Below are 18694 nucleotides of genomic sequence, written 5' to 3' on the forward strand. Positions count from 1 at the left end.
ACCCGCCCCGTACGCCTGGACCCCCGCACCGCTCCGGTGTGCCCGCGGGCTGCCCGAGATCGGCGCGCCGGGTTCACGCGCCGCCCCACGTCCGAAGGACTTCATCCCGATGACGTACCTGCACACCCAGCGTCCCGCCTCCGCGCCGGCCGGCACCACCCCGTCGGCCCGCGCGGACCACGCCACCCGTCCCGTCCCGCTCGGTGAGCTGTTCGCCGGGTGGGTGACCCGCGACCCGCACGCCCCCGCGGTGACCGACGGCCGGCGCACCTGGTCGTACGGAGAACTCGCGCGGCGGGCCGGCCGCCTTGCCGCCCACCTCGCCGGCAGCGGCGCCGGACCGGAGCGGACGGTGGCGCTGGTCCTGCCGCGCTCGATGGAACTGATCGCCGCCGAGCTGGCCGTGGCCCTGACCGGTGCCGCCTTCCTCCCCGTGGACCCCGCCTATCCGGCCGAACGGCGTGCCCTGATGCTCGCCGACGCCGCACCGGCCGTCGTCCTGGACGACCCGGACCGGGTCCGCGCGCTGATGAGCGCCGGGGGCCGGGAGGCGAACCCGCCCGGGAGGCGGGTGCTCCCCGACCACGCGGCGTACGTCATCTTCACCTCCGGCTCCACCGGCACCCCCAAGGGCGTCACCGTCACCCATCGCGGCATCGGCGCCTTCGCCGCGGCCGCCGCCGAGCGGTACGCCGTCGGCCCGGGCGACCGCGTGCTGCAGTTCTCCTCACCCAGCTTCGACGCCTCCGTACTGGAGCTGTGCATCTCCGTCCTGTCCGGCGCCCTGCTGGTCGTACCGCCGGACGGGCCCTGGCTGGGCGACGAACTGGCCGCCGTCCTGGACGAGCACCGCATCACCCACGCCCTCATACCGCCGGCCGCCCTCGCCACCCTGCCCGACCCGGCGGACACCGGCGGCGCACCGCACCTGCGCACCCTGATCGTCGGGGCCGAGGCGTGCCCGGCCGCGCTCGTCGACCGGTGGGCACCCGGCCGCCACATGATCAACTCCTACGGGCCGACCGAGGCCACCGTCGTCGCCACCTGGACCGGACCGCTCACCGCCGGCACCGGCACACCGGCCATCGGCAGCCCGCTGCCCGGGACCGAGGCCCACGTCCTGGACGCGGCGCTGCGCCCGGTGCCGCCCGGCACCGAGGGCGAGCTGTACGTGGGCGGCGACGGGCTGGCCCGCGGCTACCTGAACCGGCCGGGCCTGACCGCGTCCCGGTTCGTCGCCCATCCCTCCGGCCCGCCCGGCGCCCGCCTCTACCGCACCGGCGACCGGGTGCGCCGCAGGCCGGACGGCGAGCTGGAGTTCCTCGGCCGGGTCGACCGGCAGGTCAAGGTGCGCGGCTTCCGCATCGAACCCGGCGAGATCGAGGCCGCCCTGACCCGTTCCCCCGGCGTCCGTGAGGCCGTGGTCGTGGTCCGCGACGAGGAACCCGCCCGCAGCCGGCTCGTCGGCTACGTCACGCCCGCCGATCCGGCCCGCAGGCCAGAGCCCGCCCGGCTGCGCGCCGCACTCGCCGCCGCCCTGCCGGCCCACATGGTGCCCTCCGCCGTCGTCGTCCTGGACGCGCTGCCGCTCACTCCGCAGCACAAGATCGACCTACGGGCCCTGCCCGCCCCCGGCGGTGCGCGGACCGAGGAGCACGTCGAGCCGCGCACCGGCGACGAGCGGGCCCTGGCCGCGATCTGGGCCGACGTCCTCGGCGTCGACGCCGTCGGCGTCACCGACGACTTCTTCGACCTGGGCGGCGACTCGATCCTCGCCGCCCGCACCCTGACGCGGATCCGGGAAGTCCTCGGCGCCAGGCTCTCCCTGCGCGACGTGTTCACCGCACGGACCGTCGCCGCGCTAGCCCCGCTGGCCGCCGAGCCGTCCGCCGCCGCACCGCAGGACCCGATCCCCTCCGCCCCGCGCGGAAAGCCCGTCCCGCTCTCCAGCGCCCAGCGACGCCTGTGGTTCCTCGACGACCTCACCGACGGCGGAACCGAGTACAACACCGGCGTGGCGCTGCGGCTGCGCGGCCCGCTCGACACGCCTGCCCTGCGACGCGCCCTGGACCGGCTCGCCGCCCGCCACGACTCCCTGCGCACCACCTTCGCCACCGTCGACGGCCAGGGCGTCCAGCTGATCGCCCCCGAGGCGGTGCTCCCCCTGCGCACCTCCGACGTGGAGCACCTGCCCGCCGACCGGCAGAGCGACGCCGTCGAGCGCCTGCTGACCGAGGAACTGCGCCGCCCCCACGACCTGACGACCGGGCCCCTGACCCGGGCGCTGCTCGTCCGCCGCGCGCCCGAGGACCACGTCCTGCTGCTGGCCCAGCACCACATCGTCACCGACGGCTGGTCGGTCGGCGTCCTGACCCGGGACCTGACGGCGCTCTACCGCGCGGAGGCCTGCGGCGAACCGGACGGCCTTCCCCGGCCGGGCGTGCAGTACCCGGACTTCGCGCTGTGGGAGCGCGAGCGGCGCACCGGCGACGCGGACGCCGACGACCTCGGTTACTGGAAGCGCCACCTGGCCGGCCTGCAGCAACTCGAACTGCCCACCGACCGGCCCCGGCCGGCGGTGCGCACCACCGCGGGCGCGGCACACCGCCACCACCTCCCGGAGTACCTGGTGGACCGGCTGCGGCAACTGGCCCAGGGCCGCGGCACGACCGTCTTCACACTGTTCGCCGGGGCGGCGGCCGTGCTGTTCTCCCGCTACTCCGGGCAGCGGGACGTGGCGTTCGGGACCGTCACCAACGGGCGGGACCACCGTGAACTGGAGGACGTGACGGGCTTCTTCGCCAACACCGTCGTGCTGCGCGGCGAGGTCGACGACACCGTCACGGTCGACCGGTTCGTGGAGTCCATGCGCGCGACCGTGCTGGACGCCTTCGTGCACGACGGCGTGCCGTTCGACCGGGTGGTCGAGGAACTGGCCCCGCCCAGAGACCCCAGCCGCACTCCGCTGGTGCAGGTGCTGGTGGTGCAGCAGGCGGCGCCCGTCCGGCCTCCGCTGGCGGCCGGGGCGCGGATCGAGGAGCATCCGCTGCCCCGCCCGGCCGCCCGCTTCGACCTCGTGCTGGAGTTCGCGCCGCGCGCCGAGGGCGGCTGCGAGCTGACGGTCGAGTACAACACCGACCTGTACGAGGCGGCGACCGTGGCCCGGATGAGCCGGCAGCTGCACCGCCTGCTGGAGGGCATGGCGGACGGCCCGCACCGGACGCTGGCCGAACTGCCGCTGCTGTCGGACGACGAGCGGCGCACGCTCCTCGACTCCTGGAATCCGCCCGCGCCGGCCGGCGACCACGCCGACGGCGCCACGCTCCCGGCGCTGTTCGAGGCGCAGGTGGCCAAAACCCCCGACCGGACCGCCGTGACCTGCGGTGAGACCCGGCTGGACTACGCCGGACTGAACCGGCGTGCCAACCGGCTCGCCCGTCTGCTGACGAGGCACGGCGCGGCTCCGGAGTCCCTGGTGGCGCTGTGCCTGCCGCGCTCCGCCGACCTGCTGCCGGCGCTGTGGGCCGTCCTGAAGTCGGGCGCCGGATACCTGCCCGTCGACCCCGGCTACCCGGCCGAGCGGATCCGCTTCATGCTCGCCGACGCGGCCCCCGCCCTCGTCGTCGCCACCCGTGAGACCGCTCACGCGCTCCCCGACGACTGCGAACCACTGCTCCTGGAGGACGCGCTGCTCCCGGAGGACGCCGAGCCGTCCGATGCCGGTGCCTCGGACCTGACCGCAGACCTGACCGACGCCGACCGGGCCCGGCCACTCGACCCGTCCCACCCCGCCTACGTCATCTACACATCCGGATCCACCGGCCGCCCCAAGGGCGTGATCGTCACCCACCGCAGCGTGGCCGCGCTGGCCGCCTGGGCCGAGGAGACGTTCGGCCCGCGCGGGCTGGCGCACGTCGTCGCGTCCACCTCCCTCAACTTCGACGTGTCCGTCTTCGAGCTGCTGTGCCCCCTGACGGCCGGCGGCAGCGTCGAGGTGGTCGCCGACCTCCCGGCCCTCGCCGACAGCCCCGGACCCCGCCGGGCCGGACTCCTCAGCGGTGTCCCGTCCGTACTCTCCCGCGTGCTCGGCGGCGACAGCGCGGTCGAGGCGGACACCGTCCTCCTGGCAGGCGAGGCCCTGCCCGCCCGGACCGTGCGGGACATCAGGGACGCCATGCCCTCGGCCGAGGTGGCGAACATCTACGGCCCGACCGAAGCCACCGTCTACGCCGCCGCCTGGTTCGCCGACGGCACCGTCCCCGACCAGGCCCCGCCCATCGGCCGTCCCGTCGCCCGCACCCGCGCCTACGTGCTGGATCGCCTGCTGCGCCCCCAACCTCCGGGTGTCATCGGTGAGTTGTACCTCGGTGGTGGTGGACTGGCCCGCGGCTACCTGCGACGCCCCGGTCTGACCGCCGCGCGCTTCGTCGCCGACCCCTTCGGTGTCCCCGGTGACCGCATGTACCGCACGGGCGACCTGGTGCGCTGGAGTGCCGACGGCCGGCTCGAGTACCTCGGCCGCATCGACCAGCAGGTCAAGGTGCGCGGCTTCCGCATCGAACTGGGCGAGGTCGAGGAGGCCCTGCGCCGCTGCACGGGCGTCGCCGAGGCCGCCGCGACCGTCCGCGACGGCGACGGCCACCGCCGCCTGGCCGGATACGTCGTCCCCGCCCCCGGCGCCCGCGTGGAACCGGAGGCGGTACGCCGCGAACTCGGGCGCACCCTGCCCGACTACATGGTCCCCTCGGCCGTCGTGGTGCTGCCCGCCCTGCCGCTCAACCCCAACGGCAAACTGGACCGCGGCCGGCTCCCCGACCCGGCGCCGGCCGAACCCGTCACACGCCACGTCGCGCCCCGCACCCCCACCGAACGGACCCTCGCCGCCATCTGGGCCGACGTCCTGCACGTGGAGCGGGTCGGAGCGGACGACAACTTCTTCGCGCTGGGCGGCGACTCCATCCTCAGCATCCAGATCGTCTCCCGGGCCCGGCAGGCGGGCCTCACGATCACCTCGCGGGACGTCTACCGGCACCAGACGGTCGCCGCCCTCGCCCGCTGCGCCGACGAGGCGAAAGGCCGGCAGCCCGCCGCCGCGTCCGCACCCGTCGAGGCGACCGGCTCCGCGCCGCTGACACCCATCCAGCACTGGCTCTTCGACAGTGCCGCCGAGCGGGCCGGGCACTTCGGCCAGACCCTCTCGGTGGAACTGCACGCCGGCGTCGACGCGAGGGCACTCGAAGACGCCCTCAACGACGTGATCGCCCACCACGACGCCCTGAGCTCGCACTTCCGCACCGACGAGGCGGGCGTACGGTGGCTGATCGACGTCCCGGCCGCCCGCTGCCGCCTCGCGCGCCACACCGGGCCGGACACCGACACCCCGCACCTCGGCCCCCACGACCTGCGTCACGGCCCACTGCTGCGTGCCGTACTGCACGACCGGGGCTCCGGACGGCCGCACGTGCTGCACCTGGCCGTCCACCACCTCGTCGTGGACGGGGTTTCCTGGCGCCTGCTCCTCGAGGACCTCGACCGGGCCTACCGCGCCCGCCGCGCCGGCCGGGACGGAGCGGCGGCGCTGCCCCGGAAGACGTCTCCGCTGCGGCACTGGGCCGAGCGCCTCGCCGCGCACGCCGCCGCCGGCGGCTTCGACGGCGAGAAGGCCTACTGGACGCGGGCGACCGAAGGCGCCCGGGCCGCCCTGCCGTCGGACCGGACGGGCACCAACACCTACGCCTCACAGCGCTCGGTGACGGTACGCCTCGGACCCGAGGACACCGACGTGCTGCTGCGCACCCTGCCCGAGACCTACCGCACCCGGGCCAACGACGTCCTGCTCGCCGCCCTCGGCCGGGTGCTGTGCGGCTGGACCGGTCACGACCGGGTACTGGTGGACGTCGAAGGCCACGGCCGCGAGGAACTGTTCGCCGACGTCGACACCAGCCGCACCGTCGGCTGGTTCACCACCCGTCACCCCGTCGCCCTCGCCGTCCCGCCCGAGGCGGACTGGGACGCCGTGCTCAAGCAGGTCAAGGAGCACCTGCGAGCGGTGCCCCGGCACGGCCTCGGCCACGGCCTCCTGACCCTGCCGGGCCGCGACACCACACCGCTGCCGGCGACCACCGCGCAGATCAGCTTCAACTACCTGGGCCGCTTCGGGCTCTCCGATGCCTCCGAGGGGCTGTACGGCGGTCTGTTCCGTCCGCTGGAGCTGGACGCCGACCCCTCGGCGTCACGCCCGCACGCCCTGGAGGTCGTGGGGCGGCTGGACGGCGACAGCCTGGAGTTCACCTGGTTCTACTCGGACGAGCTGCACCGGCGGGACACCGTCGCGGACCTCGCCGGACGGTTCGCCGACGCGCTGGCCGGCCTCGCCCGCCACGCGGCCCGGCCCGGCGCCGCCGGACGCACCCCCTCGGACTTCCCGCTGGCCCGGCTCGACCAGACGCACGTCGACCGGATCGCGGGCGAGGACCCCGCCGGCGTGGAGGACGTCCACCCCCTCACGCCCACCCAGGCCGGCATGCTCTTCCACCGGCTCTCGCAGGACGACCGCGGCGTGTACTTCCAGCAGCTGACGTTCGTCCTGGACGGCGTGGAGGACCCGGCCGTGCTGGCGGACGCCTGGCAGCGGGTCACGGACCGTACGCCGGTGCTGCGCGCCCGCGTGGTGTGGCAGGACGTGCCCGAGCCGCTCCTCGTGGTGCAGCGCGGAGCAGCCGTGCCGGTGGAGCGGCCGGACTGGCGCGGCCTGTCCGAGGCCGAGCGGGACGAGCGGCTGCGTGAACTGCTCGAGGGCGACCGCGCCCGCGGTGTCGACCTGACGCGCGCGCCGCTCCAGCGCCTGGTACTGGCCCGGGTCTCCGACCGCGCGGTCCGTGTCGTGTGGTCCTTCGACCACCTGATCCTGGACGGCTGGAGCCTGTTCCAGGTCCTCTCCGACGTCTTCGCGTGCCACGCCGGCCTGGCGGGCGCCGCGGACGTCCCGCTGCCCGACCGCCGCCCCTTCCGCGACTACGTCGCCTGGCTGCGGGACCGCGCCGACCGGGCCGAGGCCGAACGGTACTGGCGGACCCGCCTGAACGGCCTGAGCGAGGCCACCGCGCTGCCCTTCGACCGCGAACCCCGCGAGAGCCACCGCGCGGAGTCGACGCGGGCGGTACGCGTCACGGTGCCCGAGACCACCACCCGGGCACTGGAGGGCCTCGCCAGGACGGCGGGTCTGACCATGAACACCCTCGTGCAGGGCGCCTGGGCGCTGCTGCTGAGCCGCCTGGCGGCCCGCGACGAGGTGGTCTTCGGCACCACCGTCTCCGGACGGCCGCCCGAGCTGCCCGGGGCCGACGCCATGACCGGCCTGTTCATCGCGACCCTGCCCACCCGCGTGACCGTGCCGCGGGACGAGACCCTGCTCACCTGGCTGGGCCGGCTCCAGCAGGAGCAGAGCGAGGACCGCCGCCACGACCACGTGCCGCTGCACCACATGAAGGCGTTCACCGAACTGTCCGAACGCGTCGCCCTGTTCGACAGCATCGTGGTGTTCGAGAACTACCCGGTCGACGACGGCCTCGCCGCCGCGCACGGGCTGCGGCTCAGTGGCCTGGACGGCATCGAGACCACCAACTACCCGCTCAGCCTGGTCGCCTACCCCGGCACGGGGCTCGCCCTGCGCCTCGGTTACGACCCGGACCTCTTCGACGCCGCCACCGTCGAGCGGATGGCCGAGTACCTCACCGTCCTGCTGGAGGGCTTCGCCACCGCGCCTCGGAGCGTGCCCGCCCGCCTGCCCCTGCTGACGGCCGACCGGCGTGAGCAGGTGCTCCACGGGTGGAACGACACCGCCACCTGTACCCCTGCGGCGACCACCGCGGGCCTGTTCGCCGCGCAGGTGCGGCGCACCCCCGACGCCGTCGCGCTGCTGGCCGGCGACGAGCGGCTCACCTACCGCGAACTCGACGACCGGGCCGGGGCACTGGCCGGCCGACTGGCCGCGCTCGGGGTCCGTCCGGAGGTCCCCGTCGGCGTCCTGATGGACCGCTCGGTCGGCCTCGTCGTCACCCAGGTCGCCCTCGCCCGCCTCGGCGGCGTGTACGTCCCGCTCGACGGCAGGGCACCGCGGGAGCGGCTGCGCACGATGCTCGGTGAAGCCGGTGCCGACCTGCTGCTCACGGACAGGGCCTGGGAGGAGACGGCTGCGGCCCTTCTCCCGGAAGGCCGCGTGCTGCGGCCGGACGACGACGTCGCCGAGGCCCCGGAACTTACCACTGTGCCGAGCGTGCAACCGGACAACGTCCAGTACCTCATGTTCACGTCCGGCTCCACCGGCAACCCCAAGGGCGTGGCGGCGCGGCAGCGGGACGTCGCCGCGCTCGCCCTCGACCGTGCCTTCGCCCGTCACGACCGGGTCCTCGTGCACTCCCCGCACGCCTTCGACGCCTCCACCTACGAGGTGTGGGTGCCGCTGCTGCGCGGCGGCACGGCCGTGCTCGCCCCGCCGGGAGACCTGGAAGCCGCCGCCGTGCGCCACGCGATCACCGAACAGGGAGTGAGCTGCCTGTTCCTGACGGTGGGCCTGTTCCGCCTCCTCGCCCAGGAGGACCCCGCATGCCTGACCGGCGCGCGCGAGGTGTGGACCGGCGGCGAGGCCGTGCCCGGCTCCGCCGTACGGCGCGTGCTGGACGCCTGTCCGGACCTCACCGTCGTCGACGTGTACGGCCCGACCGAGACCACCGCCTTCGCCACCCGGCGGGTCTTTCGCGCCGGTGACGCGCTGCCCGCGACACTGCCCATCGGCCGCCCCCTGGACGACACCCGCGTGTACGTCCTGGACAACGCGCTCCAGCTGCAACCACCCGGCGTTCCGGGCGAGTTGTACCTAGCGGGCGCCGGACTCGCCCGTGGTTACACCGGCCGCCCCGGCGCGACGGCGGCCCGCTACCTGGCCGACCCGTTCGGCCCGCCCGGCACACGGATGTACCGCACCGGCGACATCGTGCGCTGGAGCGCCGACGGCGAACTGCACTTCGTGGGACGCGCCGACGACCAGATCAAGATCCGCGGCTTCCGCGTCGAACCCGCCGAGATCGAGGCCCGGCTCACCGCGCACCCGGCGATCGCCGAGGCGGTGGTCTCGGTGTCGCGGCACGCGGGTCGCAAACGCCTGGTGGCCCACCTGGTACCCGCACCCGGAGCGGCGGTGCCGCCGGCGGCCGAGCTGCGCGAGAGCCTGTCCGGCGAACTGCCCGACTACATGGTCCCGGCCGCGTTCGTCACCGTGACGGAGCTGCCCCTGACCGCGAACGGCAAGGTCGACCGGCGACGCCTGCCCGACCCCGACCCGTCGGTGGCGGCCGACACCGCCTACCGCGCGCCGCGCACCGAAGCCGAGCGGGTGCTCGCCGGCATCTGGGCCGAACTCCTCGGTGTGGAACGGGTCGGCGTCGACGACAACTTCTTCATGCTGGGCGGCGACTCGATCGTCAGCATCCAGGTCGTCTCCCGCGCCCGCACCGCGGGGCTCGCGCTGACCCCGAGGGACCTGTTCCGGCACCCCACGCTCGCCGCCCTGGCCACCGCCGCGACCGGCGCCGCCCAGGCCGTCGCGGACACCGGCCCGGTGGCCGGCGAGGTCGGGCTCACCCCCATCCAGCGCTGGTTCCTCGACGCCGAGCCGCCGCGCCCGGAGTACTTCAACCAGTCCGTGGTCGTCGAGACGGCCCAGGACGTGGACGCCGACGCGCTGAGCGCCGCCCTGGCCGCGCTGTGGGCCCACCACGACGCCCTGCGCGCCCGCTTCACCCGCGCCACGGACGGGACCTGGCACCAGGAGTACGCCGCCCCGGACACCGAGGCCCCCCGGCTGCTGCGGGTCCACGACCTGAACGGCCTCGACACGAGGGCCGCCGAGGAGGCCGAGGTCCGCTTCTCGAAGGAGGCGCACACCGGCTTCCGGCTGGACACCGGCCCGCTGATCGCCGCCCGGCTGTTCACCGGCGGGGACCGGGCCGCACGCCTGCTGCTGACCGCCCATCACCTGGTCGTCGACGGTGTCTCCTGGCGCGTCCTCCTGGAGGACCTGGAGACCGCCTACCGGCAGGCCCTGGCCGGCGAGCGGACACGGCTGCCGCAGCGCACGACGTCCGTGCGGGAGTGGGTGCGGCGGCTCACCGGGCGCACCGGCGGGGGAGACCTCACCGCTCGGCGCGCCCACTGGGAGACCGTGTCGCGGCACTGTGCCGACCCGCTGCCGGTGGACCTCGACGGCGGCAACACCGTCGCCGACCTGCGCGCGGTGACCGTACGCCTCGACCGCCGACGGACCGACGACCTCCTGCGCAGGGTTCCCGGCGTCTACCGCACCCGCATCGACGACGTCCTGCTGACCGCCCTCGGCCGCGTGCTGGCCGGCTGGACCGGCCGCGGCACCGTCGCCGTGGGGCTGGAGGGACACGGCCGCGAGGACCAGCTCTTCGACGACCTCGACCTGTCCCGCACGGTCGGCTGGTTCACCAGCCTCTTCCCGGTCGCCCTCGAACTGCCCGAGGGGGACTGGGGCGCCGCACTGAAGTCCGTGAAGGAACAGCTGCGGGCCGTACCCGACCGGGGCGTCGGCTACGGCGCCCTGCGCCACCTGGCGGGCGACGAGCGGCTCGCCGCCGCACCGCTGCCCGGCATCAGCTTCAACTACCTGGGCCGGTTCGACTGGTCGGCCGACGGCGGCGCGCTGGTCCGGGCCGTTCCCGGCGGTCTGGGCGGCGCCGAGGACCCCGGGGCGCCGCGTGCGCACCTGCTGGACGTGGTGGCCCGCGTGGAGGACGACGAGCTGGAGATCACCTGGCACTACAGCGGCGGACGCCACCGCGAGGAGACGGTCGCCTCTCTCGCCGAGGGCATGCTGCGGTCACTGGAGGAGATCGTCGCGCACTGCGCCGACCCGCACGCCGGCGGCCGCACGCCCTCGGACTTCCCGCTGGCCCGGCTCGACCAGGCCGCCGTCGACCGGCTCGCGGGAGACGGACGCACGGTCGAGGACGTGTACCCGCTGACGCCGATGCAGGCGGGCATGCTGTTCCACAGCCTCATGGATCCCCAGGCCCGCACCTACGTGAACCAGGTGCAGGTGGTGCTGTGCGGCGTCACCGACCCGCACGCGCTCGCCGAGGCGTGGCGGCGCACGGCGGACGCGAACCCGATCCTGCGCACCCGCCTGGTGTGGCAGGAGACCGCCGAACCCCTCCAGGTGGTGGAGCGGCGGGCCGTCGTGCCCGTCACCCACCACGACTGGTCCGGCCGGCCCGCCGAGCGGTGCGCGCGGGAGATGGAGTCGCTGCTCGACGCGGACCGGCGGGCCGGGATCGACCTCGGCGCGGCCCCGCTCATGCGGCTCGCGCTGATCCGGCTGGCACCGGACCGGGTGCGCATGGTGTGGACGTTCCACCACGTCCTGCTCGACGGCTGGAGCGCGGCCCAGGTGTTCGACGAGGTGTGCGAGCGGTACGCGGCCCTGACCGCCGGACACCGCCCGCAGGTGCCCGACCGGGCGCCCTTCGCCGACTACCTGCGGTGGCTGGCCGCCCAGGACACCGGCCGTGCGGAGCGCCACTGGCGCGAGACCCTCGCCGGGTTCGCCGTCCCCACCGAACTGCCGCGCGACCGGCGCCCCGCCGAGGCCCACCGCACGTCCTCGTCGGGAACGGTCCGGGTGGCCCTCGGGCAGGAGGTGTCGGCGCGGCTGAAGGAGACCGCGCAGCGGGCCGGGCTGACCGTCAACACGGTGCTCCAGGGGGCCTGGGGGCTGCTGCTGCACCACTACGGCGGCGGCGTGGACGTCGTCTTCGGCACGACCGTGTCCGGCCGCCCGGCCGAACTGCCCGGCGTGACCTCCATGGTGGGCCTGTTCATCAACACCCTGCCCACCCGGCTGCGGATCGACGGTGGGCGCCCCCTGCTGGAATGGCTGCGCGAGGTGCAGGCCGCCCAGTCGGAGGCCCGGCGCCACGACTTCGTCTCCCTCGCCCAGTTGCAGACCTGGAGCGAGGTGCCCGGCGGCACCAACCTGTTCGACAGCATCGTCGTCTTCGAGAACTACCCGTTCGACGAAGGCGCCCTGGCCCGGCACGGGCTCGCCGTCGAGCAGGAACGCGACCTGGAGCCGACCAACTACCCACTCAGCGTGGTCGTCGCCCCCGGCGACGACGTGACGGTGTCCCTCGACTACGACCCGGCGGCCTTCGACGCCGCCACCGTCGAAGGGCTCGGCGCGAGCCTGCGCACACTGCTGACACGGATCGCCGCCGACGCCGACCACCGCCTGGCCGACCTGCCGGCGCTCGAGGCGGACGACGGACGCCGCCTGCTGGACCGGCTCGCGGGACCGGTGGCGGGGCTGCCGCACCGCACCCTCCCGGACACCTTCGCGGCACAGGCCGCCCGCACCCCCGACGCCCCGGCCGTGACCGCCGGCGCCGAGCACCTCACGTACCGGCAGCTCGACGAGCGCGCCAACCGGCTGGCCCGCCTCCTGATCGAGGCCGGGGCCGGACCGGAGCGGTTCGTCGCGCTGGCCCTGCCCCGCACCGCCGACCTGATCGTGGCGCTCCTCGCGGTCCTCAAGAGCGGTGCCGCCTACCTTCCGGTCGACCCCGGCCATCCGGCGGAGCGCATCGCGTTCCTCTTCGAGGACGTGCGGCCCGACGCGGTGATCACCTGCGCGGAGACCTCCGCGCGGCTGCCGGACGGTCCGTACACGCGGATCGCCCTGGACGACGCGGCCTGCGCCGGGCGTCTGGCCGCCGTGTCCGCCGCCCCCGTCGGTGACGGTGAGCGCCGTGGCAGGCTGCTGCCGGAACACCCCGCCTACGTCATCCACACCTCCGGCTCCACCGGCCGGCCCAAGGGCGTCGTCGTCCCCCACGCCTCGGTGGTGGCGCTGACCGACTGGGCCGCCGCCGAGTTCACCGACCGCGGGCTCTCCCACGTGGTGGCCTCCACGTCGCTCACCTTCGACGTGTCGGTGTTCGAGATCCTCTCGCCGCTGCTGGCGGGCGGCCACGTCGAGGTCGTCCGCGACCTGCTGGCCCTCGCCGAACGGCCCGAGCCGTGGCGTGCGGGACTGCTCAGCGCCGTCCCCTCCGCCCTGAGCCGCCTGCTGGCCGAGGACACCGTGCACGTCACGGCCGGCACCGTCGTCCTGGCCGGCGAGGCACTGCCCGCCCGCGCCGTCCGCCAGGTGCGCGCGGCGATCCCCGGCTGCCGGGTCATGAACATCTACGGCCCCACCGAGGCCACCGTCTACGCCACCGCGTTCACCTGCGACCCGGCGGACCCCGACCGGGTCCCGCCCATCGGCCGGCCCGTCGGTGGCGCCCGCGCCTACGTCCTCGACGCCCGCCTGCGCCCCGTGCCCGTCGGGGCGCCCGGCGAGCTGTACCTCGCCGGGACCGGCGTGGCCCGCGGCTACCTGAACCGGCCGGGCCTGACCGCGTCCCGTTTCCTCGCCGACCCCTTCGGCCCGCCCGGCAGCCGCATGTACCGCACCGGCGACCTGGTCCGCTGGACGGCCGACGGCGATCTGCTGTACCTCGGCCGGACCGACGACCAGGTGAAGGTGCGCGGCTTCCGCATCGAGCTCGGCGAGGTGGAGGCCGCGCTGGCCCGGCACCCGCAGGTGGCCGCGGCCGCCGCCCGGGTCGTGGAACACGACGGCCACAAACGCCTCGTGGGCTACGCCGTGCCCCGCGGCGGCGCCGCCCCGGCACCGGCCGACCTGCGTGCCTTCCTCGCCCGGACGCTGCCCGACCACCTGGTACCGGCGGTCGTGGTGGAGCTGGAGCGACTGCCGCTGGGCGCCACCGGCAAGCTGGACCGGCGGGCCCTGCCCGAACCGGTGTGGTCGGCCGCCGCCACCACGGGGGACACCCGGCCGCCGCGCACCGCCACCGAGCGGACGCTCGCCGGGATCTGGTCCGAGGTGCTGGGCGTGCCCGACGTGGGCGCGACGGACAACTACTTCACGCTCGGCGGCGACTCCATCCTCGGCATCCAGATCGTCTCCGCCGCCCGCCGAGCCGGACTCGCGCTGACCCCCCGGCACCTCTTCCAGCACCAGACGGTCGCCGAACTGGCCACGGCGGTCGAGGAGTTCCCGGCCGCGACGGTCAGCGCCGAACAGGGCCCGGTCGTCGGAGACGTCCCCCTCACGCCCGTACAGCACTGGCTGTTCGACACCCTCACCGGCGACCCGGCCCGCTTCACCCAGACGGTCTCCTTCGAGCTGGCGTCCGACACCGACGAGACGCTGCTGCGCGCCGCCCTCGCGGCGGTGCTGGAACAGCACGACGCGCTGCGCATGCGCTACGAACCGGCCGGCGACGGACGATGGCGCCAGCACGGCACCCCGCCCGGCGCCACGCCGCACCTCGAGGTGCACGACACCCCTGAGGCGCTGGAGACCGTGGCCGCCGCCCTGTGCTCCGGATTCGACCTGACACGGGGGCCGCTGCTCAAGGCCGCCCTGTGCCGCCCGGACGACCACCGGCCGCCCGTCCTGCTGCTGGCCGCCCACCACCTGGTCGTCGACGCGGTGTCCTGGCGCGTGATCCTGGAGGACCTCGACGCCGCCCACCGGGCACTGCGTGCCGGTGTCACGCCCGATCCGGGGGAGAAGACGACCTCCTTCCGCACCTGGGCCCGGCGCCTGGCCGCGCACACCGTCGACGGCGGTTTCGACGACGAGATCGCGCACTGGAGGGGCCTGCGCCCCACCGACCTGCCGACCGACCTCACCGGCGGCAACACCGCCGCCCACGAGGAGACCGTGACGGTGAGCCTGGGCGGCGAGGACACCCACCGGCTCCTGAAGGACGTGCCGGACGCCTACCGCACCCGCGTCAACGACGTCCTGCTGTGCGCCCTCGGCCGGGTCCTGGCCCGCTGGACGGGACAGGACCGGGTGGTCGTCGCGCTGGAGGGCCACGGCCGCGAGGACCTCTTCGACGACGTCGACCTCTCCAGGACGGTCGGCTGGTTCACCACCATGTTCCCCGTGGGCCTCGACGTGCCCCGCGACGCCGACCTCAAGGCCGCGCTGAAGACGGTCAAGGAGAACCTCCGGGCCGTGCCGCGCGGGGGAGTGGGCTACGGCGCGCTGCGTCACCTGCACCCCACGGCGGGACGTGAGCTGCCCGGCCTGCCGCAGGTGGGCTTCAACTACCTGGGACAGCAGGACTGGAACGCGGCCGAGGGCGGTCTGCTGCACGCGTCCCACGGCGGGCTGACCGGGGGTATGGACCGCTCGGCGGACCGGCCGCACCTCATCGACGTCCTCGGCCGGGTCACCGACAAGCGGCTGGAGCTCACCTGGTCGTACTCCCGGCAGGTGCACCGGCACGACACCGTCGCACGCCTCGCGGAGGAGACCGTGGAGGAACTGCGGCGGATCGTCCGGCACTGCGCCGAGCCGGGCGCGGGCGGCCGCACCCCGTCGGACTTCCCGCTGGCCGCACTGGACCAGGCGGCCGTCGACCGGCTCGCCGGCGACGGGCGTGACGTGGCGGACGTCTACCCCCTCACCCCCACCCAGACCGGCATGGTCGTGCACGGCATGGACGAGCCCGGCGAGGGCCTGTACGTCGAGCAGATCACCTTCGTCGCGGACGGCGTGCGCGAGCCCCGGCTGCTGGCGGCCGCCTGGCGGCACGTCGTGGACCGCACGCCCGTGCTGCGGACCGCGGTGGCCCTGGGCGAGGCCCCGGTCCCCCTCCAGACCGTGCACCGCCACGTCACCCTGCCCGTCACCGAACTCGACTGGAGCGGCCTGGACCCGGCGCGACGGGACACCGAACTCGGACGGCTGCTCGACGAGGACCGCGCCCGCGGCATCGCCCTGGACCACCCCCCGCTGCTGCGCGTCACCCTGATCCGGCTCGGCCCCGACGAGGTGCGCGTGGTGTGGACCTTCCACCACGTCCTGCTGGACGGGTGGAGCGTCTTCCACGTGCTGTCGGACGTGATGGCCGCGCACGCCGCGCTCGCCGCCGGCGGCGAGCCGCGGCTGCCGCGACGGCGGCCCTTCGCGGACTACGCCGCCTGGCTGGCCGGCCGGGACACCGCCGCGGCCGAGGAACACTGGAAGGCCGCCCTCGCCGACCACGCCGAGCCCACCCCGCTGCCGTACGACCGCAGGCCCGCCCCGGGCGCCGCCGCCCGGTCGGGGACCTGGCTGTCCCAGCGGCTCGGCGCCGAGCGCACGGCCCGGCTGACGGACTTCGCCCGCCGCCACCGGCTCACCCTCAACACGCTGGTGCAGGGCGCCTGGGCGCTGCTGTTGGCGCGCTTCAGCGGCGAGCGGGAGGTGTGCTTCGGCACCACCGTCTCCGGCCGGCCCGCCGACCTGCCGGGCGCCGACACGATCACCGGCCTGTTCATCACCACCCTGCCCGCGCGGGTCACCGTGGACGAGTCCACGCCCTGCGCCGCGTGGCTGCGGGAGCTCCAGGCCGCCCGCGCGGAGGACCGGCGCTTCGACCACGTGCCGCTGACGGACCTCCACCAGTGGAGCGAACTCCCCCCTGGAACATCCCTGTTCGACAGCCTGCTGGTCTTCGAGAACTACCCGGTCGGCGACGCCACGGCCGGCGCGCACGGCGTGCGCATCCGGGACCTCGACGCCCGCGAGGCCACCAACTACCCGCTCACCGTGGTGATCTCGCCCGGTGACGAGCTGAGCGTGGAACTCGGCTACGACCCCCGGTACTTCGAGGAGACCACGGCCCGCGCCCTGGCCGCCCGGCTGACGCACACCCTGACCGCCCTGGCCGCATCCGGTGACCGGGTGCCGTTGCACGCGGTCGAGGTGCTGCCGCCCGGTGAACGGCACCGGCTGCTGCACGGCCCCGTACGCCCGCAGCTGCCGCCGGTGACCCCGGCGACGCTGCCCGCGCTGATCGAGGCCGCGGCCGACCGGTGGCCCGACCGAACCGCCCTCGACACGGGGGAGTCGCTGCTGACCTTCGGCGAGGCGGAGGCACACGCCAACCGGCTGGCGCACCGGCTCATCGCACGCGGGGCCGGGCCCGGCGACATCGTCGCGCTGGTCCTGCCGCGCTCGGTGGACATGGTCCTCGCCCAGCTCGCCGTGGCCAAGGCGGGCGCCGCCTTCCTCCCGGTGGACCCCGGCTACCCGGCCGAACGGGTCGCGCTGATGCTGCGCGACGCGGACCCCGCCGTCACCCTCACCGCCGAGGAGGTCGCCGCCCTGCTCGCCGCGCCGCCCGACGGCACACCCGGCCACCGGCCCACCGACACCGACCGCCTCCGCCTCCTCCACCTCGACGACCCGGCGTACGTCATCCACACCTCCGGCTCCACCGGCACCCCCAAGGGCGTCGTCGTCACCCACCGCGGACTGGCCGGCTTCGCCGCCGCCGAGGCCGCGCACTACCAGGTCCGCGCCGCGGACCGCGTCCTGGCCTTCGCCACGCCCAGCTTCGACGCCTCCGTGCTGGAGCTGTGCATGTCCCTGCCGAGCGGCGCGGCCCTCGTCGTACCGCCGCCCGGACCGCTGCTCGGCGCCGAGCTGGCCGACTTCCTGCGCACCGCGCGCATCACGCACACCCTGCTGCCGCCCGCCGCACTCGCCACCCTCCCGCCGGACACCCCCGGCACCCTGCCGGACCTGCACACCCTGATCGTCGGCGCGGACGCCTGCCGGGCCGAACTGGTCGCCCGGTGGGCACCGCACCACCGCATGGTCAACTCCTACGGGCCCACCGAGGCGACCGTCGTCGCCACCTGGTCCGACCCGCTGGAACCGGACGGCAGCGCGCCGCCCATCGGCCGCGCGCTGCCCGCCACCGGCGCCTACGTCCTCGACGCACGTCTGCGCCCCGTCCCCGACGGTGTGCCCGGCGAACTGTGGCTCGCCGGACCGGCCCTGGCCCGCGGCTACCTGGGCCGCCCCGGCCTGACGGCGACCCGCTTCACCGCCGACCCGTTCGGACCGCCCGGCGCCCGCATGTACCGCACCGGCGACCTGGTCCGGCGCGACACCCGCGGCGAACTGCACCACCTCGGACGCGCCGACCACCAGCTCAAGCTGCGCGGCCACCGCATCGAGGCCGGCGAGGTGGAGGCGACCCTGGTACGCCACCCGGCGGTGCTGGACGCCGTGGTGAGCATCCGGGAGGACGAACCGGGGCTGCCGTGCCTGGTGGCCCACCTGCTCGTCGCGCCCGGCGCCGAACCGCCCGCCGTTGTGGAACTGCGGGCCTTCGCCGCCCGCACCCTGCCCGGGCCCATGGTGCCCTCGGCGTTCGTGACGCTGGACCGGTTCCCGCTCATGGAGAACGGCAAGACCGACCGGGCCGCGCTGCCCGCGCCCGGTCCTCAGGCGCAGGAGCGGACCGCCGGGCACGTGCCGCCCCGCACCCCCACCGAGGAGGCCGTCGCCGCGCTGTGGGAGGAGGCCCTGGGGACCGCCGTGGGCGCCGAGGACGACTTCTTCGCCCTGGGCGGCGACTCCCTGCGCGCCCTGCTCATCGCCTCCCGCGCGGGCGACACCTTCGGCGTGACCCTCACGCCCCGCGACGTCCTGGTCCACCGCACCGTCGCCGCCCTGGCGGACCTGGTGGAGGAACAGGTGCTGAGCGAACTCGAAGACGCCGCACGCGGCGACAGCGACCACGAAGAACGGTGA

1 protein-coding gene is annotated in these 18694 nt (G+C 75.3%); it reads left to right on the top strand.

What is annotated here, in order from left to right:
• Nucleotides 1–109: 109 nt before the first annotated feature.
• Entirely contained in the window at nucleotides 110–18694 is an 18585-nt protein-coding gene (locus AC6F7H_RS27935) for a non-ribosomal peptide synthetase (protein WP_500759896.1), read from the top strand.

Source organism: Streptomyces sp. MMS24-W38, assembly GCF_059889265.1.